The 25,180-nt window shown below is 44.0% G+C and carries 19 protein-coding genes; 9 read left to right on the top strand and 10 right to left on the bottom strand.

Annotated elements, in window-relative coordinates; genetic code table 11:
- The first annotated feature begins 44 nt into the window (after positions 1 to 44).
- Genes ACYQ0C_RS09485 through gcvP form a run of 4 tightly spaced genes read left to right on the top strand, consistent with a single transcriptional unit; the run spans position 45 to position 5,084 of the window.
- A complete protein-coding gene (locus ACYQ0C_RS09485) occupies positions 45 to 893 on the top strand; it encodes a DUF3298 and DUF4163 domain-containing protein (protein ID WP_016276551.1) in 849 nt (282 codons plus the stop codon).
- Positions 894 to 913: 20 nt separating this feature from the next.
- Positions 914 to 1,540: a 16S rRNA (guanine(527)-N(7))-methyltransferase RsmG gene (gene rsmG / locus ACYQ0C_RS09480; RefSeq protein ID WP_016276550.1), complete on the top strand. Its 627-nt coding sequence runs from the start codon at positions 914 to 916 to the stop codon at positions 1,538 to 1,540.
- A gap of 20 nt (positions 1,541 to 1,560) precedes the next feature.
- Positions 1,561 to 2,199, top strand: a complete 639-nt coding sequence (locus ACYQ0C_RS09475; protein WP_025017744.1) for an MBL fold metallo-hydrolase — start codon at positions 1,561 to 1,563, stop codon at positions 2,197 to 2,199.
- A gap of 35 nt (positions 2,200 to 2,234) precedes the next feature.
- The gene (gcvP, locus tag ACYQ0C_RS09470; RefSeq protein ID WP_016276548.1) at positions 2,235 to 5,084 is read left to right on the top strand and encodes an aminomethyl-transferring glycine dehydrogenase; all 2,850 of its coding nucleotides are present in this window, start codon (positions 2,235 to 2,237) and stop codon (positions 5,082 to 5,084) included.
- 168 nt (positions 5,085 to 5,252) lie between these two features.
- Here the strand turns inward: gcvP and ACYQ0C_RS09465 are convergent, their stop codons facing one another.
- The 3 genes from ACYQ0C_RS09465 to ACYQ0C_RS09455 form a co-directional block, all read right to left on the bottom strand.
- Entirely contained in the window at positions 5,253 to 7,967 is a 2,715-nt protein-coding gene (locus ACYQ0C_RS09465; protein WP_016276547.1) for an alpha/beta hydrolase family protein, read from the bottom strand.
- Positions 7,968 to 7,983: 16 nt separating this feature from the next.
- Positions 7,984 to 8,529: a very short patch repair endonuclease gene (locus ACYQ0C_RS09460; protein ID WP_016276546.1), complete on the bottom strand. Its 546-nt coding sequence runs from the start codon at positions 8,527 to 8,529 to the stop codon at positions 7,984 to 7,986.
- 283 nt (positions 8,530 to 8,812) lie between these two features.
- On the bottom strand, positions 8,813 to 10,480 hold the full coding sequence (locus ACYQ0C_RS09455; RefSeq protein WP_016276544.1) for a formate--tetrahydrofolate ligase: 1,668 nt from the start codon (positions 10,478 to 10,480) through the stop codon (positions 8,813 to 8,815).
- Between the two features lie 360 nt (positions 10,481 to 10,840).
- On the opposite strand from ACYQ0C_RS09455, the gene ACYQ0C_RS09450 reads away from it, so the two are divergent.
- The 4 genes from ACYQ0C_RS09450 (at position 10,841) to ACYQ0C_RS09435 (ending at position 17,523) form a co-directional block, all read left to right on the top strand.
- Positions 10,841 to 12,064: a hypothetical protein gene (locus tag ACYQ0C_RS09450; RefSeq protein ID WP_016276543.1), complete on the top strand. Its 1,224-nt coding sequence runs from the start codon at positions 10,841 to 10,843 to the stop codon at positions 12,062 to 12,064.
- 5 nt (positions 12,065 to 12,069) lie between these two features.
- On the top strand, positions 12,070 to 12,651 hold the full coding sequence (locus ACYQ0C_RS09445) for a condensin complex protein MksE (RefSeq protein ID WP_016276542.1): 582 nt from the start codon (positions 12,070 to 12,072) through the stop codon (positions 12,649 to 12,651).
- Positions 12,635 to 16,288, top strand: coding sequence for an ATP-binding protein (locus ACYQ0C_RS09440; RefSeq protein ID WP_016276541.1), 3,654 nt, complete (start codon positions 12,635 to 12,637; stop codon positions 16,286 to 16,288). Before ACYQ0C_RS09445 ends, ACYQ0C_RS09440 begins: the two co-directional genes overlap by 17 nt.
- A gap of 200 nt (positions 16,289 to 16,488) precedes the next feature.
- The gene (locus tag ACYQ0C_RS09435; protein WP_016276540.1) at positions 16,489 to 17,523 is read left to right on the top strand and encodes a YeiH family protein; all 1,035 of its coding nucleotides are present in this window, start codon (positions 16,489 to 16,491) and stop codon (positions 17,521 to 17,523) included.
- A 172-nt stretch (positions 17,524 to 17,695) separates the two neighbouring features.
- On the opposite strand, the gene ACYQ0C_RS09430 is transcribed toward ACYQ0C_RS09435, so the two are convergent.
- The gene (locus tag ACYQ0C_RS09430; RefSeq protein WP_016276539.1) at positions 17,696 to 19,243 is read right to left on the bottom strand and encodes a sulfatase family protein; all 1,548 of its coding nucleotides are present in this window, start codon (positions 19,241 to 19,243) and stop codon (positions 17,696 to 17,698) included.
- 138 nt (positions 19,244 to 19,381) lie between these two features.
- Entirely contained in the window at positions 19,382 to 19,603 is a 222-nt protein-coding gene (locus ACYQ0C_RS09425; RefSeq protein WP_016276538.1) for a hypothetical protein, read from the bottom strand.
- Positions 19,604 to 19,719: 116 nt separating this feature from the next.
- Here ACYQ0C_RS09425 and ACYQ0C_RS09420 point away from each other — a divergent pair, with 116 nt between their 5' ends.
- The gene (locus ACYQ0C_RS09420) at positions 19,720 to 20,595 is read left to right on the top strand and encodes a hypothetical protein (RefSeq protein ID WP_050582558.1); all 876 of its coding nucleotides are present in this window, start codon (positions 19,720 to 19,722) and stop codon (positions 20,593 to 20,595) included.
- A gap of 22 nt (positions 20,596 to 20,617) precedes the next feature.
- On the opposite strand, the gene ACYQ0C_RS09415 is transcribed toward ACYQ0C_RS09420, so the two are convergent.
- The 5 genes from ACYQ0C_RS09415 to ACYQ0C_RS09395 all read right to left on the bottom strand — a co-directional run bounded on the left by ACYQ0C_RS09415 (position 20,618) and on the right by ACYQ0C_RS09395 (position 25,127).
- Positions 20,618 to 20,821 carry a DUF4248 domain-containing protein gene (locus ACYQ0C_RS09415; RefSeq protein ID WP_025077007.1) on the bottom strand — a complete coding sequence of 68 codons (204 nt, stop codon included), beginning with the start codon at positions 20,819 to 20,821 and terminating at the stop codon, positions 20,618 to 20,620.
- A gap of 27 nt (positions 20,822 to 20,848) precedes the next feature.
- The gene (locus tag ACYQ0C_RS09410; protein WP_025077006.1) at positions 20,849 to 21,508 is read right to left on the bottom strand and encodes a nucleotidyl transferase AbiEii/AbiGii toxin family protein; all 660 of its coding nucleotides are present in this window, start codon (positions 21,506 to 21,508) and stop codon (positions 20,849 to 20,851) included.
- On the bottom strand, positions 21,505 to 22,020 hold the full coding sequence (locus ACYQ0C_RS09405) for a helix-turn-helix transcriptional regulator (RefSeq protein WP_016276535.1): 516 nt from the start codon (positions 22,018 to 22,020) through the stop codon (positions 21,505 to 21,507). The genes ACYQ0C_RS09410 and ACYQ0C_RS09405 overlap by 4 nt, the downstream gene beginning before the upstream one ends.
- Before the next feature lie 124 nt (positions 22,021 to 22,144).
- On the bottom strand, positions 22,145 to 22,888 hold the full coding sequence (locus tag ACYQ0C_RS09400; protein ID WP_235783195.1) for an endonuclease/exonuclease/phosphatase family protein: 744 nt from the start codon (positions 22,886 to 22,888) through the stop codon (positions 22,145 to 22,147).
- A 49-nt stretch (positions 22,889 to 22,937) separates the two neighbouring features.
- Positions 22,938 to 25,127, bottom strand: a complete 2,190-nt coding sequence (locus ACYQ0C_RS09395) for a right-handed parallel beta-helix repeat-containing protein (protein WP_016276533.1) — start codon at positions 25,125 to 25,127, stop codon at positions 22,938 to 22,940.
- Positions 25,128 to 25,180: the final 53 nt, after the last annotated feature.

Below are 25,180 nucleotides of genomic sequence, written 5' to 3'. Positions count from 1 at the left end.
GGAGAAAGTTCGGATAAGTAATCCGCATAAACAAACAAAAAGTTATGAAAAAAAGAAATCTCGTATTGTCTGTTATGGCAACTTGCCTTGTATCCTGCTTTTTATTATCGGGATGTAACGGACTAAAACAAAATGATAGTGAAACAGTGAAAACAGTAAAGGTGGAGGAACAGGCCCATTTACAAGATGACACTGCCTCTCCCGCCTGCAAGATTACTATTGATTATAGTTATTTAGCAGAATCAGATGCTGCTGACAGCATATCACAACGCATCAACCGCACCATACAAACCCATATTTTGGGAAAAGAATATGCCCGGATGAATCCGGAAGTTGCTGTCGATTCTTTTAAAAACACCTACATTAGCAACTACCGCAGGGATGTGAACAAATTCTATCAGGAAGATATCAAGAACGGAACTCCCAAAGACGAACTACCCACATGGTACAACTATGAATACGGACTGACCACCCATTTCAGCGAAGGCAAAGAAGGGATTCTGAATTTTATTGCAGAAACTTTTCAATATACAGGCGGAGCACATCCCAATTCATGGAACCAATGGATGAACTTTGAGAAAAACACCGGCAAACTGCTCACTTTGAAAGATGTGTTCATGGCAGGATCGGAAAAGCCGATGAGCGACATGTTGCTGAAAGAACTGATAACAGAAATGGCTACCCGCCTGGAAGACAGCTCCATCACCTCACTGGAAGGACTTCAGAATGCAGGCATCCTAAACTCTACCAACATGTATGTGCCCGACAATTTCTTGTTAGAAAAAGAAAAAGTATCTTTCCTGTATAATAAATATGATATCGCTCCCTACGCCGTAGGAGTCATCACTCTCTCTTTGCCCTACACATCGGTAGAGAAATATATGATACATTAAATAACGATTTTAAGCATAGAATGGAATTAATACTGAAATATTTCCCCCGCCTCAGCGAGCAACAGAAAACACAGTTTGCCGCATTGTATGATTTATATACGGATTGGAATAGCAAGATCAATGTAATCTCACGCAAGGACATCACTAATCTGTACGAACATCATGTATTGCACTCGCTAGGCATAGCCAAAGTGATCAACTTCACCCCCGGTACCCAAATTATGGACTTGGGCACAGGAGGCGGTTTCCCGGGTATCCCTCTGGCCATCCTGTTCCCCGAAGTCCAGTTCCATCTGGTGGACAGTATCGGTAAGAAAGTGAAAGTAGCTACTGAAGTAGCCCATGCCATCGGACTGAAGAATGTCACTTTCCGGCATTGCCGCGCCGAAGAGGAAAAAAGAAAATTCGATTTCGTAGTAAGCCGGGCTGTCATGCCCTTGGGCGATTTAATCAAGATCATCCGTAAAAACATCGGACAGGAGCAACATAATGCCCTGCCCAACGGGCTGATTTGCCTGAAAGGCGGAGAGTTGGAACAAGAGACCATGCCCGTGAAACACAAAACAGTGCTCTACGATTTAAAAGACGAATTCACAGAAGATTATTTTGAGACCAAGAAAGTGGTTTATGTAACCATCAACGGTTGACAACTATAGATGAAAGGACAATGAAAATAAAGAAATTTGAATTCAATATGTTTCCGGTAAACTGCTATGTATTATCGGACGAAACAAAGGAAGCCGTCATTATTGATGCCGGTTGCTTTTACGAGGAAGAAAAGCAAGCCCTTAAAAGATATATTGACAGTAATGGCCTGACAGTAAAACATCTATTGAATACTCACCTGCATCTGGACCATATTTTCGGCAACCCGTTCCTGTTACAGGAATACGGACTGAAAGCCGAAGCCAATCAAGCGGATGAATTCTGGCTGGAACAAGCACCCGCCCAGTCACGTATGTTTGGTTTCCAATTGCCCGAAGCACCCGTGCCATTAGGAAAATATATCTTTGATGGAGATATCATTACTTTCGGCAATACCCAGCTGGAAGCTATCCATGTACCGGGTCATTCGCCGGGAAGTATCGTTTTTTACTGCAAAGAAGACCACTGTATCTTCAGCGGTGATGTGTTGTTCCAGGGAAGTATAGGACGTGCAGACCTTACAGGAGGTAACTTTGACGAACTTCGCGAGCATATATGCAGCCGTTTGTTTGTACTCCCCCCCGACACGGTAGTCTATCCCGGTCATGGAGACCCGACCACTGTGGGATCAGAAAAAGTGAACAACCCTTTTTTCAGATAAGATGACATTTAAAATTTAACTTATATACTACTACCATGAAAACAGATTTATTAGCAGACCGACATATCGGTATACAGGAAGAAGACCTTCCCGTTATGTTGGAAAAGATTGGCGTAAAGAGCCTTGACGAACTGATTAACAAAACAATTCCGTCCAAAATCCGTTTGAAAGAACCTCTGCCACTGGCCGCTCCCATGACGGAACGGGAGTTTGCAGAACATATTACCGAACTAGCTTCACAAAACAAGATTTATACCTCTTATATAGGTATGGGTTGGTATGACAGTATCACTCCGGCGGTCATTCAACGCAATGTATTCGAGAATCCGGTGTGGTACACCTCGTACACTCCTTATCAAACCGAGGTTTCACAAGGACGCCTGGAAGCACTGATGAACTTCCAGACTGTCATATCCGACCTCACAGCCATGCCGTTGGCAAACTGCTCACTGCTGGATGAATCCACCGCCGCAGCCGAAGCCGCCACCATGATGTATGGACTCCGCACCCGCGACCAACAGAAAAGCGGAGCCAATGTATTGTTTGTGGATGAAGAGATTTTCCCACAGAACCTGGCAGTCATCCAGACCCGCACCCTTCCGCAAGGCATGAAGATCCAAGTAGGAAATTACAAGGAATTAGAATTTACCCCGGATATTTTTGCCTGCATCCTGCAATACCCCAATGCCAGCGGTAGCGTGGAAGACTATCGTGAGTTTGTGGAAAAGGCACATGCCGCCCATTGTAAAGTAGCCGTGGATGCCGATATCATGAGTTTGGCATTGTTGGTTCCTCCCGGCGAATGGGGAGCAGATATCGTGTTCGGAAGCACCCAGCGCCTGGGTATCCCCTTGTTCTACGGAGGCCCGTCCGCAGCCTACTTCGCTACGCGTGACGAATATAAACGCAATATGCCTGGACGTATCATCGGCTGGTCTAAAGACAAGTATGGCAAACTGGCTTACCGCATGGCTTTACAGACCCGCGAACAACATATTAAACGCGAAAAAGCGACTTCCAACATCTGTACCGCACAGGCATTACTGGCAACAATGGCCGGTTTCTATGCTGTTTATCACGGGCAGGAAGGTATCAAAAATATAGCCAAACGCATTCACAGCATCACCACCTGGTTGAACAAGGCACTAACCCGTCTGGGATATGTACAGCATAATGAACTGTTCTTCGACACCCTGCGTTTCAGTCTGCCCGACCACGTTTCGGCTCAGAAACTGCGTACCATCGCATTGAGTAAAGAAGTAAACCTCCGTTACTATGATAATGGCGATGTAGGTTTCAGCATTGACGAAACCACCGACCTGAAAGATGTCAACCTGCTGCTTTCCATCTTCTCCATTGCCGCCGAGGAAACCGTTCAAGAAGTGACGGAGATTCCCGAAGCATCTTCATTGAATCGTGAACTGCGCCGCCGTACTTCCTTCCTCACCCACGAGGTATTCAACAAGTATCACACTGAAACTGAAATGATGCGTTATATCAAACGTTTGGAACGCAAAGATATTTCATTGACACACTCCATGATTTCATTGGGTTCTTGTACCATGAAACTGAACGCCGCTTCGGAAATGCTCCCACTCAGCAACTTAGGCTGGATGGCCATACATCCGTTAGCACCTGAGGATCAAACAAAAGGCTATCAGACATTAATCAATAACTTAAGCGAGCAGTTGAAGGTTATTACCGGATTTGCAGGAGTCACTTTGCAACCTAATTCAGGTGCGGCAGGAGAATACACGGGACTTCGTGTCATCCGCGCTTATCTGGAAAGTATCGGACAAGGACACCGCAACAAGATATTGATTCCGGCATCAGCCCACGGTACGAATCCGGCATCAGCCATTCAGTGCGGATATACCACGGTGACTTGCGCCTGTGACGATAAAGGTAATGTAGACGTGGAAGACTTGCGTGCAAAGGCAGAAGCCAACAAGGATGATCTGGCTGCATTAATGATTACCTATCCGTCCACTCATGGTATCTTTGAACCGGAGATTGCGGAGATTTGTAAAATTATTCATAAATGTGGAGCACAGGTTTACATGGATGGCGCAAACATGAATGCACAGGTAGGTCTGACCAATCCGGGTACCATCGGTGCCGATGTATGCCACTTGAACCTGCATAAGACTTTTGCCAGCCCTCACGGTGGCGGCGGTCCCGGTGTAGGTCCCGTTTGTGTAGCCGAACATCTGGTTCCGTTCCTTCCGGGCCATCAAGTTTTCGGCAACAGCGCCAATCAAGTTTCTTCCGCTCCATACGGTAGCGCAGGAATCCTGCCTATTACTTACGGTTATATCTGCATGATGGGCGCCGAAGGTCTGACCAATGCCACCAAGACAGCTATTCTGAGCGCCAATTATCTGGCAGCCTGCTTCAAGGATACCTACGGCATTGTATATACCGGCGCTACGGGCTTTGTAGGACACGAAATGATTTTAGACTGCCGCTATCTGCATGACGAGACCGGTATCAGCGAAAATGACATCGCCAAGCGTCTGATGGATTATGGCTATCATGCACCTACCCTTTCCTTCCCGGTTCACGGCACATTGATGATTGAGCCGACTGAAAGCGAAAGTTTGTGGGAACTGGATAATTTTGTAACCGTGATGCAAACCATCTGGCAGGAAATCCAAGAAGTGAAGGATGGCAGTGCTGATAAAGAAGATAATGTATTGGTCAACGCTCCACATCCTGAATATGAAGTGGTGGCCAATGAATGGAATCACAGTTACAGCCGTGAGAAAGCCGCTTATCCTATCGAATCGGTACGCGATAACAAATTCTGGATCAATGTGGCCCGGGTGGATAATACATTAGGTGACCGCAAGCTGTTGCCTACCCGTTATGGCAAGTTTGAATAAAAAAACACTGTACTAAATTAAAAATCACCCCTGCTACAGCTATTTGTCGCAGGGGTGAAACTTTCTGTTTGGGCATTATGACACCCTCTTCTTTTTTTCTGAAATGATCCTTTTACTTTATCCGCCGTAGGGACGGCCTAAGTTCCGTAGCCGTCCGAACACATAATATCAGTATCCTAATTCATAAGGCTGTTCTACTGCCGGAACCCCGTCGGACATCCATTTCGGCATTGCTTCTTTCTTCAGATAATGATTAAAGAACTGGAACATACGTTTTTGAAAATCTATTTTGTTGGCGATCTTTGTCGGCCAATGCGGTTCACCTGTATAGTTCAGCATCCAGCAAGGCTTTCCAAGACGCTTCATTGCCACAAAATATTCTATTCCCTGATACCAGGGAACATGTCCGTCGGCATCATTATGCATGATCAAAATAGGTGTTTGTACCTTGTCCATCGTAAATAGAGCTGAGTTTTCCAGATAACGCAACGGAGTACTCCAAGGCGTACCGGCCAAGCGGCTCTGAGTATGTTCATACTGGAACGAGCGTGCCAGCCCCGATCCCCAACGGATACCTCCATAGGCACTGAACATATTGACCACCGGAGCACCTGACTCAATAGCCGCAAACAAATCAGTACGTGTAGCCAGATAAGCCACTTGATAACCGCCCCAACTATGTCCCTGCGCACCGATGGCTTTCTCGTCAATATAGCCTTTGCCTATCAGCATGGCAACCCCCGGCATCAGGCAGTTATAGCAGCTCTCACCCGGATAACCGTCTACATAACGTATGTCCGGATTGAACACGATGTACCCGTTACTGTTATAAAGATGATAATCAATGGTAGACCGATGCGGTTCCGGCATCCGGTAATTAAACAGAGTTTCCGAATTTCGCTCATAGAAACTCACAATCAGCGGATATTTCTTAGCCGGATCAAAATCAGCAGGCTTGTACACCACCCCTTCCAACTTACGGCCATCTAAAGATATCCACGAAACCAGTTCGGCAGTTCCCCACAAATAGTCTTTCTGTTGGTCAATGCCATGAGTCAGCCGAATAGATTTCTTAAAATCGAGTGTAGCATAATGAAGGTCAGGATATTGCTCAAAACTTTCCATCGTATAAATTACATGGTCCGTATCTTTCGCCTTATAAATACTGCGTAACATATAGTTACCCGCCATTAATTCCCTGGGAGAAGCAGCGGTGGAAAGACGAGCCTTGTAATACCCGTTCCCTTTGGTCGCTTCGTTAAAGCCTTTCAACAACTGTGGCTTGTTCAGGTCAATCACACGCTCCTCCTTATCCAGTTTCACCAAACGATATGAAATCCGGTTCTTACGTCCATTCACCGTCAGGTTGACAGGTTCCTTCATGGCATCCGGATTGAATTTCCAAATATCATAACGGTCATAAATCAAAAGAGCCTCATCCCGTTCCGTCCATCCGGCAACTCCATGTGCATTCGGATAGTCAGGTACATCATTCTCTTCATCCCATGCGGGGAAAGAAGCGGGAGTAGTCAACTGAACCTTTTTCCCGTCTGCCATAGAAAGAGTGTACCAACAACTGTCTGTTTCAGCATACCAATACGCATACTTGCCCTGTGGTGAAAGACGGTATCTGCCATAATCCGCCGATGCCAGTAATCTACGGCTGCCATCTTCCAAAGACACAGTGTAATAATCACTACGTGTCCGCCCTTCCCACATGGAGGACAATGAATAAGGACGCGAAGTAGAAAGCAATGCCAACGGAGCATCTCCTTCATCTCCCAGCAAAATCTGAGGCAACCCCTCATCTGCCAGCTGACAAATACGACCACTATTTACATGATAAACCGCTTGATAACTTCTTTTCAACTCCTTCTCTTTATTATAATCCTGTACAGTATATTGCACAGGCTCGTCCCAACTCCACACCTGTACATTGGGGCGGTTCTCCGCCAATTGCAACGTATCCTTTTGTCTAGGTTCAGGCGATGTGCCAAAGAATAACCGGGAAGCACTCTTCGAGAATTGTAAATTCCCGTGCTCACTAATCACCCATCCTTTCGGAAAAGCCCGATTACCACGTGCCGCAACTTCTGCTGCCGGTGCTCCCTGCTGCGACAGCCACAAGCCCATAGCCTTATAACAAGAATCTTTCTGCGCACAATATAAGAAAGCCAAATTTGCTCCGTCCTCATCAAAAGCTACCTGTTTAAACACCCCGTTGCCTTCTTTTACCAGCGTCTTCACACCTGTTTCCGTATTCAGAAGATACAATCCCGGCTTTTCCTCTGCTTTATCACCCGCAGTAATATAATAAAGCATTCCGCTTTTCTCCGCAAAATTGAAAGCTTTCACGGCAGGAATCTCATACCGGATGCTGAGTTTTGCATTCAACGGACGGATATACAAAGTCGAATCTTTCCTGCCCCTCTGAAAAGCAAGCCAGTCCGTTTTCTCTGCCATTTTGAATGTTTTCAGCGAATCAATCACTTCCCTGTTGCCCGAAAGCGAATAAATGACCAATGCATCCATCGGCATCTTTTCTTTCTTTGTTTTCTTTAATTTCAAAGAATCCACCATCATCTTGCCGGGTTTCTGCGACACAACCAGATAGTCGGAAGAGGCCGAGAAAAGAAAACGGTCTGCCTGCGGAAAAGTGGCCAGTTCTTTCCCTTGCGCATCATACAAGTTCACCACCGCATCCCCTTCCCAAGGTTCCATCTTGCATGCCACCCACATGCCATTATCAGAAATAGTTTGCCCGCTGATACGCTGCCAGGCAACTAAGTTGTCTACTGTGAGACTTCTCGAGGCTGTCTGCGCCATGACAGGCGACAGGCTACCTATACACAAGGCAAGAGCCAGATACTTTACATGTTTCATATCGTTTTTGTCGTTATTAGTTATTCTGATTTTTTAAAGGCTTATTCTTCTTATATTCCACTTCCGTTTCGGCGGCAATCAGATTCAAGTCCTTGCCGGCCTTTCCATACGGGACAGTTCGATATACTGCAAAATTTTCCAAGAACAAATGATTCAACGTACACAGTAATCCATTCAGGTTCTCATTTCTGACAGAAGGTTTCAACTGACATTCCCAAAATTGAATGACATGCCACCCCATATCACGAAGTTTTATACGCTCTTGCAAATCACGTTCTTTATTCCTTTCTATTTTATTTTTCCAGAAATCCACATTACTTTTAGGAAGACGAAAATAGCGGCATCCTTCATGGCCATGCCAAAAACAACCATTGACAAATATTACTGTTTTATATTTGCGGAGAACAATATCCGGCGTACCCGGCAAACGTTTTACATTGATACGAAAACGAAAGCCATGCGCAAATAAGAATTTGCGTATAATAATCTCGGGTCTTGTATTCCTGCTACGAATCCGGGACATGCATTTACGACGCTGTTCGGGGGTCAAGACATCTGCCATCCATCCATTTTTTAAATAATGCAAATATATAAAAAAACAGACAGAAGTCTGATTCTAAAAAATAATTTTATACCATTACCGCCACACATAATCCATATACATTCAATACTAAACCATAATGCCCATGACGGCTAGAAATAAAGTTCTAACCATCATGGGCATTATTATATTCGTTTATCAGATGGTCACCTGTAGGATTGGTAATAGAAATCGGACTTCCCCTTTACATCCGGTGTTTAATCCCATCAATGTAAGACCGTATAAATTCAGTAAAAAAGAGAGGTTATGACAACCCCTCTATTTCACCATTCACGATATCAATATGCAATGCTTGCGGTTCCTTCGGCAATCCCGGCATACGCATTATTTCTCCGGCAATGACTACCAGCATCTCAGCTCCGGCATTCATCACAATATCTTGTACATGGAATTCAAAGTTGTCTACCGCACCGTAAATCTTGGGATCGGTAGAGAATGAATACTGCGTCTTGGCAATACAAATAGGGAAATTTCCATACCCCAATTCTACAATATGCTTCAGTTTCTTACGGGCAGCGGCACTATACGTGATAATGCTGGCGCCGTATAAATTACAAGCTACCTTCGATATTTTAGTTTCTACACTATCCTCCTCATCATAGGCATATTGCAAAGACCCGGAGGGCTGTTCCTCAATGGTTTTCACAACCAGTTCCGCCAATTCTACCGCCCCTGCGCCACCATCGGTAAAGGCATTGTTTACTGCAAAGCCCACACCTTTCTTCCCGCAATGGGTACGGATGTAATCTACTTCTTCCTCCGAATCATCCCCATAACGGTTAAACGCAACGACAACTGTCTGACCGAAATATCTCAAGTTACGCAAATGCTTATCCATATTGGCCACACCCTGCTTCAAAGCTTCCAGATTGGGTTCCTTTATCTTGTCCTGTGATACACCGCCATGCATTTTCAATGCACGGGCAGTAACCACCAATACGGTCAGTTTAGGTGTGATACCTGCTTTACGGCACTTGATATCATAGAACTTCTCCGCTCCCAGGTCAGCCCCGAATCCGGCTTCGGTAATGGTATAATCACTAAAAGTCATTGCCATCTTGGTTGCCAGAATAGAGTTGCAACCATGAGCAATATTGGCAAACGGTCCCCCATGAACAAAGGCGGCAGTATGCTCCGTAGTCTGTACCAGATTAGGAGAAAGAGCATCTTTCAGAAGAACTGTAATGGCTCCGGCAATCCCTAAATCTTTTACAGTAAAAGGTTTGTTGTCATAAGTAAAACCTAATAAAATATTTTCAATGCGACGACGCAAGTCCTTTTCATCCTTGGCCAGACACAGAATAGCCATAATTTCGGATGCAGGAGTAATATCAAAACCTGACTCCTGGGTAATTCCGTTGGTCTTCGGTCCTAGTCCTGTAACAATGTAACGAAGGGAACGGTCATTCACATCCAACACACGACGCCACAGCACTTCCTTCAATCCGAAGCCATTATCACGATTCTGATAAAGGTAATTGTCCAACAAAGCCGAAATCATATTGTGAGCGGAAGTGATAGCATGAAAATCACCTGTAAAATGAAGATTAATCTTATCCATCGGCAACACCTGGGCGTATCCTCCTCCGGCAGCTCCCCCTTTCATTCCGAAACAAGGGCCTAGCGACGGCTCGCGCAAGGCAACAATCGTTTTCTTTCCTATTTTATTCAGTCCCAAAGCCAATCCGATAGAAACAGTAGTCTTACCTATACCGGCTTTGGTAGGGGTGATAGCAGTAACTAGAATAAGGTTGCTCTGCTGCACCTTTTCTTCGTCTATCTGACTTTCATCCACTTTGGCTATATAGCGCCCGTAGTTACTGATGTGCTCTACAGGAATGCCGGTTTCCCGAGCCACTTGTTTAATTTTGACCAGCTCAATGCTGCGTGCTATTTCAATGTCCGTTTTCATCTTTTTACTAAATTTAGGCGGCAAAGGTAATACATTTCCTTAACTTTGCTTGGGTTTCATACAACAAAATACGATAAGGAATAAGCAAAGGAACAATTTTATATTTTATAACCCGACCGAATTTGTATTTGGCAAGGATATAGAAGTACAAACAGTACTCTTGCTAAAAAGTAGAACGTCCGGAAGGCAATAATTGTTTACGGTGAAAGCTCTATTATTCGCAACGGATTACTGCAACGCATAAAAGATTTCCGGCAACAAGACGGAAGCGGATCATGCAAAAACATGCTTTTTAGCATAAAACGCTAGGTTTTCTCAACCATTTAAAGTAACTTCGCCGGACTTTTTTGGAGAAAAACAATGTATATATTCCGATCAATTCACGAAATAATAAATACGATTTTTGTAGCCAAAGGGCTGTTGGTAGAGATGTTTGAGAAGAGAAAAGTGCTTAGTTTTCGATACTCGGACGCACTTGCCCTATTGAAGGAGGATGAAAATCGTTTAAAGATACTCATCGAAAAGGAAATCATACACCTCAACGGAAACTTTGTGGAACTGGATGCCCGATTCCTTGATTTCTTCGAACTGCTGCTGGAAGCGAACGAGGAAATCAACACAGCTACCGTAGAGGAAAATATAGAGTACCTGCACGAACTGATGGACTACTACCTGAAAGAAAAGATCCAGTCGCGCAAGGAAAGTTATGTACGCAATATCAAGATTACCTTTCAGAAACTGGCACGCGTAACAATACGGAACATTATCAACCTTCAACACAATATTGATAATGCTTTCAAACACGAGCCCACATACCAGATAAAAATAGCCAAACTGCAAAATCTGGACAAGAAGCGAATCAACATCCAGCGTTTGATAGACTCTACCGAACACTTGATTTTGCACGAAGAACGGGATTTCTTCCGCCAGGCCACTGACGAAGAGCTGACCCGCATCCTGCTCGAGCTGCGGCAGGAACTGCAACTATCTGCTCACAGTCTGATTCGTGCCCAGCAGGATATCATCAATTACCTGAACCAAATAAAGAATCAGGTGATACTGGTAGAGAAAATACGAAAAGTAAAATATCTGCAAGACCAGTTCGAGCTACGTGCCCGGAGCAATCTGTCCGAAATAATGGAACGGGAACGTTCCCTCCTGTTGGAAGGAAGTACGCAAGCATCGTTCAAACTGTCTCCCACCTATCTGGCCAGTGACGAAGTGCGTCCCATCATTCTGAAAGTGATCAGCAATCAGAAGTATCGTGAAATTGTACGGAAAAATGAAGCCGGAGCTTTCAGTGAAGAAGACTTGGAAGCACAGGCCATGTACGAAGAAGTGATTAATCTGGACGAAGTGGTAGCCGCCTTTGTGCAGTCGGGGGCAGAAGCCCGCTGGAAAGGAGAGCCGGCCAGCGACCTTTTCTCCTTTCTGCTGCAATATCATTTCCATCGCGAAGTGGATGAAAAGGAACGTACCACGTTCTTCTGCCAGATTGTCTCACTTTACGAGAACCAACTGGAAATCCGGAACGAGTTCGGACTCCACAATCAATATGAATATGCTAAAATATACCCACTCTGAGAATTATGGATTTAAATATACAAATACCCGATAATACCGCATCCATCTTTGAATACTTGCAAAAAGGACTGTTCATCAGTTCCAACAGCACCAGCGAAGAAGTACGCGATATGTATAATGAAATAGATGAGAACTATGAGTCGCTCCATCAATATTTCTCACAAATAAACTATACACTGGAACGTGGAAACGAATATTTTTTCTTCTCTCGTATAGAACCCAAAGCCACACTGGAGCAAAAAATCATGCGTGCCTATTACTGGATAGATGTGCTCGATTTTTTCAAGACTTACGATGAGACATTCGGTCCCGGATTCCGTTTCCAGCCCGAACAGATATTGGTGGAAACCAACATCAACATGCTGCTCCAAAACAAACTGGACGGTATGCGGAAACACTTCTCGGACAAGGACATCCGTAAGGAAGTGCTGGAAAACATGATACGCCAGCTCACCAAAGACTCGTTCCTGGAACAGGAAAATGAGAAAACCAATACGTATAAGGTAATGAGCGCCTGGCATTATTTGGAAAGACTGATTGAAAGTATCAACATTTACGACGAAACCGAAGATGAGAAACCTGAGTAGAATTATCTTTATCAATAGTGCGAATATCCCTTATTCGGACGATATCTATCTGGACGGAAACGTCCACTTCATCGGTACGCAGGGAGTGGGGAAAAGTACCCTTCTGCGTGCTATCCTTTTCTTTTACAATGCCGACACGCAACGGCTGGGTATTTCGGTGGAAAAGCAGAATTACACGGATTACTATTTTCCCTACTCCAATTCGTATATCGTTTACGAAGTGGCAACAGAGAACGGTGCGTTCTGCATTCTGAGTTTCAAATCGATGAACCGTGTATGTTACCGCTTCATCCACTCTCCTTACCGCAAAGAATTCTTTATAGACGAGAACCGGGTGGCCTATAGCGAGAGCGACCGCGTGCGTGCCGTGCTGGACCAATATGGCATAGAATATTCACGCATCATCTATACCTACGACGAATATCGGAACATTCTGTATGGAAACAGTACAAGTCCTGAGTTCAGCCGGTACTCGCTGATGGAGAGCAAGCAATACCAGAATATTCCGCGCACTATACAGAACGTGTTGCTGAATTCGAAACTGGATGCCGAATTTATCAAGAAAACAATCATTTCTTCTCTGAACGAAGATGAAACGGCCATCGACCTGAACAGTTACAAGGAGCATCTGAAAAACTTTGAGACCCGTCTGAAGGATATCGAAGAATTTCAGAAACGGGAAACCCGGAAACAGGCTCGGGAAATCACACTGTTATCCCAACAAACGTCCAAACTGCAAGGCGGACTGGTGCAGAATTGCCGCGAACTGGTTGCCGCTTTCCGCAAAGCCGAAAGTATCCTTCCCCAATGGAAAGAGAAACAAGACCGCACGGATGCCGACAAAGGAAAACTGATACGCCGGAAACAGGAGCTTCAAGATGAATCGCGCAAGCGCAGCGACAAGTTACAGGAAGCGCTGGCAGTGCTGAACAATGAACTGCAAAAAGCATTAGGCAAAGAAAAGGATTATCAAAACAAGAACATAGAAGAGATTATAGAACGCTCTTCCAAAAAAGAGGAATGGAAGAACCGGCAGGTGGGATTGCTGGAAGAACAACGTATCCTTACCTCACAATATATGGAAATCTCGACCAAGTATAAATCGCTGATTCAGGCCTTGGACGAGCAATGGAATAAGATTCATGAAGCGAAAATCAAACAACTGGATACATTAAACAATGCATACAACGAGCGTCTGGAAGAGACCCGCAAAGAATACCAGCGGTTCACAGATTCCCTTTACCAGGAATTCGAAAGCCTGTCACAGCAGCTCCATCCGCTGAAAGCCGAGAAACTGGGCGAGCTGAACGCTATAGATTACCAGATAAAATTATGCAGAAAGGAGGTTTTCTTTGAGGAAGAGCAACAGGAATTGAAAACACGTATCCAAAACTATGCCAACTTTCATACGGAACGGAAAAACCGTATCGCCCAAGCGCAACTCATCATCAAGGAACTGACCATGACTTGGGAAGAGGAACAGCAGAAACAGCTGAAAGAAAAAGACCTGACCTTACAAAAGCTGCAACAGGAGATGCTGCAACTCCGTCCCCGCATAGACGAATTACAAGCTTTTCTGAACAACAGCAAAGACACCTTGCAAGGCTGGCTGAAAGAAAACAAAAAAGGATGGGAAGAGAACATCGGCAAACTGTGCGATGAGAGCATTTTATGGCAACGGGGGCTTTTTCCGCAAATGACCATCGAGGGGGGAAACTCCTTCTATGGCATTTCCATTAATTTAGACAGCATCCACCGCCCCATCAAATCCATAGACGATTATATCGTCGAGAAAGGGAACAGTGAAAAGCGTCTGGAAGAAATCACTGCTGCCATGCAACGCCAACAAACTGAAAGGGAGGAGTTGCAGGAACAGTTGAAACGCAAATACCAACCGCAGATAAAGGAACAAAAAACCATTATCAGCCAAATAGAGTATGAACTGGAACAATTGGAACGCCAATACCAGCAGGATATGCTCGACTTGGAAGAATGGAAGAAGAAAGCCAATGAGGAACGGAATGTCCAAATAAACCGATTGGAAAACGAACAGCGCAAACGGGTTGCCGAACTGGAAGGTATAAACAGCAAGCTAAAAAACCTGAACAAAGAAAAGACAGAGAAACTGGATAGCCTGAAACAGGAATGGAACAAACAACAACAGGCTCTTACCGACGAAAAAAAGACACAAGCGGAAGTTATCGGAAAAGAAGAAAAAGAAGAACAGCGCAGAATCTCCTCCATCAAAACCGAATATGAAGCGGATATGCAGAAAGAGCTTCATTCGCAGGGAGCAGATACCGAACGTCTGCAAGACATCGCCAACCAACTGGCCCAGCTGGAGAAAGAACTTTCTTTCATTAAGGAAAATGCGACACTGGTCATCGAATACCAAAAAGACAAACGGGATTTGATAGACCGTATTCCCGGATGGCAACGGGAGCACGACGAACAAAAACGTCTGCTCCAATTAGAACGGGAAACGCTGAGAGTGGAAACCTCTTCCCTACAAGAAAAGATAGACCTTCTGAACAAAGAATGGGAAGAAGCGGAAGTAAATGTAAAGGAACTTCAAAAGAACCTGGAGGCTTACAGTAAGATTCCGGCATACGACTGGTATAAACCGCATCAGGATATATTCCGTTCCGAAAACACGCAAACCATGCAGACTACCAGGACCTGTGTGGAGCTGATTGACGAACTGACCCGCCAGGCCAACCAATTCACACAGGTACAAAGCAAGCTCCGTAAAGAAGTGAACCTTTTCACCGGACATTTTGATGAGGACAACACCTTCAAGTTCCGCGTAAAATTCAACGAGGACTGGGAATACGTACGCTTTGCCGACGAACTACACGATTTTGTGGAAGAACACCGCATAGACGAGTACATCCGCCGCATCAACAACGAGCATTGGGATACCTTCAAACGTATCAGTATGGACACCTCCATGCTGACTTCATCGGAAGATGATATTCAAGATGTGATCCGTGAAATCAATAAAGGTTTCGCTACCTGCAATTTTGTGGGAGTCATCCAGCGCATCGAAATGAAGGTAGAAGAGAGTAGCAACCGCGTGGTGAACATTTTGCGTGAGATACAGAAATACTACCATGATTACGGTTATGACCTCTCACCGGAAACCAACCTGTTCTCCTCTGCCAAAGAGCAATTGGTGAAAGAAGAGGCTATCACTTTGCTGCGTACCTTTATCAAGGAAATACATGCCTACCGCTATGACAGCATCCGCCTGTATGATTCCTTCGAGTTGCGTTTCCGCATTGTAGAGAACGGCAATGACACCGGATTTATCGAGAAGATAGCCAATGTGGGATCGGAAGGAACCGACATTCTGGTAAAAGCGATGATAAACATCATGCTGCTGAATGTGTTCAAGGAAGGCGCATCCCGCAAGTTCAAAGATTTCAAGTTACACTGCATGATGGATGAAATAGGCAAACTACATCCCAACAACATCAGCGGTATCCTGAAATTCGCCAATGACCGGAACATCATTCTGATCAACGGTTCCCCCACCGAACTGAACCGCGATGCCTATAAGCACGTTTACCTGCTTACCAAAGGAACACAGAACAAGACCCGCATCGCACGATTAATCTCAGACAAACAGCTATAAAAGCCAGTAATAACGATCTGTATATTTCTATATTATAATGCACAATCTCTCAAAAAAAGGTTGTGCATTATTCTTTTTCCGTGAACATTCTTCTTCTTTAATAATTTAAGGTTATAGGCTATAAGAATTTTAATTCGGTGTATCTCGATCTAAAGTTGTTATTTTGCACGACATTTTTAAATACCATAAAAAAATAAATTATGATAAGCGAAAAAAGAAGTAGTATGCTCCATGGGGTACTTTTGATCACCCTGTTCTCATGTGCGGCCTTTTATATAGGCGAAATGAACTTTGTAAAAGAGTTATCATTCAGTCCCATGATTGTCGGTATTATTTTAGGTATGCTATATGCTAACAGTCTCCGGAATAATTTGCCTGACACATGGGTTCCCGGCATCCAGTTCTGTTCTAAACGCATCTTACGTATCGGAATCATTCTTTACGGTTTCAGATTAACTTTTCAAGATGTGCTTGCGGTAGGATTGCCCGCTATCTTTATTGACGCCATTATAGTAACAACAACCATTCTGGGAGGTATCCTGATAGGACGAATGCTGAAGATGGACCGGGGCATCGCACTGCTCACTTCCATCGGCAGCGGCATTTGCGGTGCGGCAGCCATTCTGGGTGCAGAATCGACTATCCAGTCCAAGCCCTACAAGACAGCGGTAGCCGTTTCCACCGTCGTTATTTTCGGAACCATCTCCATGTTCATCTATCCTATATTATATCATAATGGTACCTTCGCACTTCCTGCCAATGAAATGGGCATATTCACCGGAGCGACCCTGCATGAGGTAGCACACACAGTAGGTGCCGGCAATGCGATGGGAAAAGAAATATCAAACGTCGCCATCATCGTCAAGATGATACGTGTTATGATGCTGGTTCCCGTCTTGTTGATTACCAGCTATATGGCATCAAGAGCCGAGGCAAAAACTCAAAAGCAAAATGGAGGTATGAAAAAAATACAGATACCTTGGTTTGCCATCGGCTTTCTGGCTGTCATCGGTTTCAACTCTTTCGACCTGTTGCCACAAAATCTGACTGCCTTTATTAATAACGTAGATACTTTTCTGCTGACAATGGCTATGACTGCCCTGGGTGCGGAAACCAGCATTGACAAATTCCGTAAAGCCGGAGCGAAACCCTTTATACTTGCAGCAATTCTTTATATATGGCTGATAGCAGGCGGATATTTACTGGTAAAATATCTGGCACCTGCCTTAATGTAAAATCCATGACTCAACAACCAGAAACTGTTAATTATTGACAAATGGGTACATCTATGTGTGTACCTGCTACGGTTGAAGTGGAGGGCTTGTGAAAGTCTTCCACTTCTTTAATCCATAGAAATCATAAGATCATTGCATCGTTTCATTTCCCATAAAATACCATTCACAACTATCATTTTACAAAATCCGTATCGTTATACAGGATTTGCAATTTCTTCAGTTCCGCCTGCATATCAGCCAATACTTCACTATAAGCAGGATCATTGATTACATTATGCATCTCGGCAGGGTCTTTTTCCAAGTCATAAAGCTCCCATGCATCAATGTCATTGTAAAAATGAATCAATTTATAGCGGTCTGTACGTACTCCATAATGGCGCTTCACCATGTGTTCGGCAGGGTATTCATAAAAATGATAATACAATGAACGGCGCCAACCGGCAGGCTTCTCCCCTTTCAGCAACGGCAATAAAGATACTCCTTGGATATCATCAGGGACCTTGACACCTGCCAATTCCAAAAAGGTAGGTGCATAATCAATGTTCTGTACCATTTCAGTTATATCACCTTTCCTGTCAAATCCTTTCGGCAAACGCATGATCAACGGAGTACGCATGGACTCCTCGTACATGAAACGTTTGTCAAACCATCCGTGCTCTCCCATATAAAATCCCTGGTCGGATGTATAGACGACTAATGTATTATCCAGCAACCCGTTTTCTTCCAGATAATCGAGCACACGTCCCACATTATCATCCAGTGATTTGACCGTTTTCATATAGTCGCGCATATAACGTTGGAATTTCCAGTTTGCCAAATCCTTTCCTTGCGGATTCTTCTGATAAAAATCATCAATCACAGGACCGTAAAATGCATCCCATGCTGCACGTTGCCCTTCATCCATACGTCCGATAAAGCTTTCATACAATGATTTCAAACGGGATTCCTTGTCAGGGCGGAGCATCTTCAGATCATATATCATATCCATATCTTTCACAATACTCATCTCCTGAGCTGCGGCAGCTTCACGTCCGTTATAATCGTCAAAGAAATTATCGGGTAAAGCAAATTCCTTATCCTCATATAAAGCCAGATTACAGGTATCCGCCATCCAATTACGATGAATAGCCTTATGATGAATAAGCAGACAGAATGGTTTCTCCTTATCGCGCTTATTCTCCATCCAGTCTAGGGCATCATCGGTAATCAGATTAGTGATATACCCATGTTTCTGAATGGTATCATTGGTTTGTGTGATGAAATCCGGATTATAATAATCACCTTGTCCGGGAACGATCTCCCAATAAGTAAACCCCGTAGGCAAACTTTCCAAATGCCATTTACCAATTAATGCAGTTTGATAACCAGCCTTCTGCAATAGTCTCGGAAAAGTTTGCTGCGATGCATCAAACACACAGGTAGAGTTATCATAGAATTTATTTTCACAACTATGCTTACCTGTAATCATACAAGCGCGGCTAGGCCCGCTCAACGAATTTGCGACAAAACTGTTTGTAAAACGTACCCCGTCGTTAGCAATACGATCCAAATTGGGCGTTTCCATATAACGCTTGTCATAGCAACTCATCATTTGAGCTGTATGATCATCTGTCATAATGTAGACAATATTCAACGGTTTTTCTGTTACCGGCTCCGTACAGCCTGCCAATGCGGATAAAGACAACATTCCGCCATAAAGTAATTTATTACAATGTTCCATTAGTGGAAATGACTTAAAGTTTTAAAATAAGCAAATTCTTTGTTGCCAAACAATCAGACTTTCTATTTTTAAGGAATTGTCCTTGGTTGATACAAAGAAACAATTTTCCAGCCACATTTCCTAACAAATTCCGTTCTTTCATTCCTCTTCCCCCATAATTTCCACTTCCCCCAGTTCCAGCCATAACTTGCGGAATTCTTCTTTCGTCATGGCCCCTTTTTCAAGTTTGGTATAGGTAGACGCACTCATATCCAATTCGCTGCACATCACATGGATATCAATATTCAGTTTTCTACGGACGCTGTCAATCAGTTCCCTATCGAAACGAAGCCACAAAGCAACATTTGTCAGTTCTTTCATCTTAATAAGTCTTAAAATACGTAAACATATATATTCAGATTACAGTTTCCTGTAATTCTTCAAAAAACAACAGGGTAATTTCACACCCCGATAACTTAACGCAAAAAAATAGAAACATGAAACAAAACGATCCATCCATGTCCGTAGCCGGACTGAAGAAAATGATGCACATCTGGAAAAGCCGTAACATTACAGATTCCACCACGACCCAATTACCGGAACTCTACCTAGGACTGACCGCCTATATGAACAGCCGGAAAATCTATCCGCAGGAGAACTTCTACGAAATACGAAATTCGCTCCGATTCTCCACCACACAGGCACTGATAGAAGCCATGAAAAGATCGCAGGCCTTCCCTTTCGTCACCGACCCCGAAACGGGAGCCGTCAAGGCCTTCGGGCCGCCGCTCTACCACGAAACGAATTCCGAAATCCATACAGAAAAAGACAACGGACTGTCATCACAAACTTTTGCGCAAACTTTTGCGCAAACTTTTGTGGCGACAGATAATAATAATATTAATAATAATATTTATATTAACTCTACTAATGAGAGAACTTCTGAAAGAAGTTCTTCTCCTGAAAAGGATTCTCCGAAGGATGACTCAGGCAATCTTTCAGAAGAAAATTTCCCCGGACAGGGAAATTTCACGACAAACACGCTGCCCACCATAGCCGCAAAGGAATTCTTCCACCGCATCAATACCTCCAAAGGGGAAAAGGCCGGAATACTGATTCCGCTCATCGACCGCTTCCAACAGCAGGATGGAATTGAACGCCCAGGCATGCCGGATATTGGTCTGCCTGGTGGACGAGAAACTCATCCCCTACTTCACCGCACAAGTGAGGTTCCGGAAATTAAACCATACCGGCAGGTTGGCGTGGCTGGCCAACGGAATGTTCTATTGCTTCTACGCCGGATGCGAATATTCACACCGCCGTGTGTGACTATTCACGATGGCCTGCGTGACTATTCACGCAAGGGCACGTGAATAGTCACGTTTTCCCTTCCTGTCAGGGTCTCCCCAAATACTGGAAAATAAGCTCCACCTGCAACGAGGTGAACATGCGTTGACGTACTTGATAGCCGGCCAGCAGCAAAGCCTCGTGCAGCGCCGCATTATGATGTATCCACAACGCCAGGCGGTTCAACGCCGAGGCGGGGGTGATATCGGGGGCATAGGCTATGGCAAGGTCGCGCTTGTAATAAGGGCGCAACGGCCATTCTTCCGTAAGGGTGTCACGCTAAGTTTTAGCGATGCGTGCCGCATCGCTAAGATCTTCAACGATAAACTCCCAATACTTACCTTTTAAACATTGTATAGGTGTATTATCATCTATGCCGGATGCCGTTCTTAATTTATCCAGAACTTCCTCTCTCGAAATTTCATAGGGATGCCTTTCAATCCCCCATCCGATCATAGCTTCTAAGGTAAAATGCTCAAGTAATTCATGGATGTCCCAATAATCTTTTTTTCTTTCCCCTGTTATAATTGCCAGCATTTTCATCGCGGCAATTTCTTCAATGGAAGCCATTTGAATATTATCAATCTGTACAGCAGGAAAAATAAACCGATCAGTATAGAATAGATCCAGTTTTATTGTGTCATTCGGAGTATCTCCACAAATAAAAGAATATCCTAATGCCCTCTCACTAAGTTCTTCCAGTCCATCAACATAATTAAAGACACGTTGCAGAGTTTTGCCTATTGTTTCCGTATCCATTGTACCATACGGCATATCAGTAAACAAATCTATATCAACAGAAGTGCGATGTCCTAATTGTAAACTCAAAGCGGTTCCTCCTACCAATCGAAATTCATTAAACACAGGCTCAGCCATTAACTTTTTTAACGACTCCAAAAGTAAATGGGAAACCGTATGATAGTAAAGCGTTTCCATCATTGCAAATATTTTGATATATTATGCATACGCCTGTCGCTGTTCCATCTAGTCTTTACACTAGCGAGCGAAGCAGATACAATGTTTTTTCCATAAAACCGGATGATAGCTTCTATTTCTTTTTCATTACCATATTCAAAAACCCGCTGAATGATCCATTTTTCATTTACGATCCAATCCAAATGATCCAAATCAACATCCCAAAAGATTGCTTTTCTAAACAGGGATAAATCCGGTCTATGTTTCAACTGCTCCTTACATTGAGCCAGATAGATGTCATGATTAGCTTGTATTTTATAAAAGAATCCGGATATTTCAATGCCCAAGGCTTTTTCTATTTCAAGTGATTGCTCCGGAGTAAATCTCTTTTTCCCCAAAATAAGATCATTAATCCGCAGGGGCAACTCATTAATCATAACAGCAAGTTGCCTTTGCGAAAGATTCATCTTAGATAAAATCCGTTTGAGAATCTCACCAGCAGGAATGGTTACAATAGAAAAATACTGTTCGTGCATATCTTATTTTCTTTGGCTTTTGCAAAGAAACAAAATATTCTCCACTATTCCTACAGAAATAGTATTATTTCACCTTCTCTGCAAATGATGAAAACTAAAATACAGGAAAGATCATTGCATCGTTTTATTTCCCATAATATACATCAACATATACCGGGCAATGATCCGAAGCGACATAATCCTCTATCATGCCTTTCCGTCCGACTGTAAATTTTCCTTTTTTCCTCTTATATCCATAAATATAATCAATGCACTCCCCGTTGCAGGTAATCCAACGGTCATCGGTCAAAACCTTGAAATATTTCCGGATATTTTTCTGAGTTAAAGAAGAAGGCACAGAATTCATGTCACCCGCCATAAAAACAGGCTTTTCTTTAGAAAGCGCCTCCTTCAGTATAACCTCTACTGATTTGATCTGGTCAGCAGCAGTCAAAGAAAAATGAGTCGCGAGAAATATGTATTTCTCAAACTCCACGACCAACAACGTCCGGGCTTCTTCCTTTCCCGGAAGAGATACATTTCTGACATTCAACGGCTTTTCTTTCGACATGACACCAATGCCATATTTACCGCCACCGTAACTGATAGCAGGTCCGAATACATAATTCATCCCCGTCACACCGGCTATTTCTTCCAACACATTTACAGGACTACGATGGGTTACACTATCCAGTTCCTGCAAGGCAACGACATCGGGATGTACATCGGATATTACATGGGCTATACGTGCATAATCCACTTTCCCATCCATTCCTATTCCATTGTGTACATTATAAGACATAATGCGCAAGCTGTCACCATGAGCTGAAGAAGCATGTAATCCCAGCCCAACCATCAAGCACAACAAACATAAAATTAAATTTTTCATTTCTACAATCATTCTGTTTTCAGAGGATATCCTCTGGTTCATATTAAAGTTATTTTTGCAACCTTATGGAAGCCATCTTCTTAAACAATTCAAGTTTCCGGGGAGACAATAAAGCTTTTTCGCACCATTCCTTGTCACCATACACTCCGGCCTTGGAATAGTCGAACGGTTTAAATCCTATTTTGCGGATATTTTTTCGTGAGACTAACGTATAGTCATCATTCTTCACATCCTTAAACAAAGGATCGAGCATGACCGAATGGGGCTCCTTCATCTTCTTCCATTCCGCAAAGCTCTTGCCCATCATGGTAATGGAAGTGGTATCTGTACGCCAATATAAATTATAATCCATATCCACATTTGCCTTATCCCAAGTTCTGACCAAAGTCTCCCCTTTATCATGCAAGATGATATTATGCTTGAAATGTAAGGAAAGATGTGGTTCCGCACGCGTCAACTGCACCTGATGATAAAAACCGAACGCTAATATATTATTCTCTATCTTATTATTTTTCCCATAATGCTGATGAAAACCGCCACTCTTGCAACGAAGCACCAAGTTATTGCTCATTTCCACTCCTGTAGAACCTTCGTCAGTGTACAGGCCCCAGCCTCCATAATCGTATGACAACACATCAGTTATCACATTGTTGCAAACCTTGGTTCCTTCAGACTCGCCCAAGGTGTAGACAGCTCCCATGTCCGACAGTTCTCCCCATCCGATGTGATGGATACGGTTATACATAATGATATTGTGCACGGAAGGGCTATGCTTCTTCATCATCACAGTCTCCGTCTCTCCCTTTTCAGTCAATACAGGAATCGGTGAAGCCGAATCCTCGTTATATCCCCATACCCATCCTACGGATACGCCGGAATAAAGAATGTCGAAAATATCATTATGAGTCACTTGGTTGTCTCTGGTATGGAACAAAGCAACTCCCACTCCGCAGGGCTGTTCATGTCCGGCATCGGTAACGATATTGTTGTCGATGACATTACCGCTGGTCACTTTACGCGTGGTGGCTCTCAAATAGGGTTCGCCTATCTTAATGCCACCTGCACCCAAATCGGCGATGTAACAATGTTCGATTCTGTTTTGGTGGCACTCCCGTCCGAAACTGATGCCGTATGCGCCGGTATGAAGCATCTCGCAATCCTCCAGAATGATATTTTCCGCAAAATCAAATTGCATGGCCGCCTCTGTATTCGCGGCCGCCTGTGCCGGTTCTTCCCCCTCGGAAGGAATCATATAAGAGGAATATTGGAACGACAATCCCTTGAACTTCATGTTCTTCACAGGATTCTCCGGTTCTCCCTTCACCGAAATCCATTGATGCAGCACCGGAGCGACGCAAAACGCTGTATTCATATCCTCCCCTTCACGAGGCATATAGTAAAGGTAACCGGTCTCACGGTCCAGATACCACTCGCCTGCCACATCCAGCGCAGCCTTGTAGTCATACATAAAATAACGGGAACCTTTATGAATCAGATTCCAGGGCTTCATGCCCCTTCCTTCCATATAGATGCGGGCAGAGTCTACCTCCACATATTTCGGGTTCTTACGTGTAATATCCCATTTATGGTAGAAACGGAACTTGATGTTTTTCAGTTCCTTTCTGGAAAGTCCTTTCATAGACTCCCAGTCGGAAGCCTCAAAATTAATCTGCTGGACGGCATAGTTGGCAAGGCTGCCCCCCTTGACTATCGGGGTTTCTTTGGACGACTTTACAAAAAACCAGTCCACGTTGGGAGTACGGGCCAAAATGGCACGCTGACCGTTCACATAAAACTGCTCAAAGTTAAATCCATACCTCAACACCTCCGGAATATAGGCTTTATACAACCCGTTCTCACATTTTTGCCATCCCTTTATGCAAATGCCTCCCATGAAACACGGCTTCTCCTTCCCTTGCGATTTGATAACCACAGGGCGGGAAGAAGGCGTCTCAATAGAAAGAGGGGCCTCCATGTAATAATCACCGGGAGCCACCTGCACAAACAAGGTATCTGCCGACCCGTCAGAAGAGAGTTTCCCTTCAAGTGCTTTGTTCAAAGAGTAGAAAGGAGAAGCGGCGGTACCATCCCCTTGACTATCACTACCATTACTGGATACATAAACAACATTCTGACCGCCCTTGGCCGACTGTGTTTTCCCGTAGGAACCATGCGCCGAGACAGACGACAATCCGCATACGGAGAAGAAAGCCGCAAACACAAAACTTCTATATTTCATTCTATTTTATTTTTAAGATGCCAGTATCTCAACCGGCTTTATCATTTAAATTA

It is taken from the genome of Phocaeicola sartorii JCM 17136 = DSM 21941 (genome assembly GCF_054653615.1).
The sequence above is the reverse complement of the archived record's forward strand: the minus strand, read 5'-3'. Positions and strand labels throughout refer to the sequence as shown.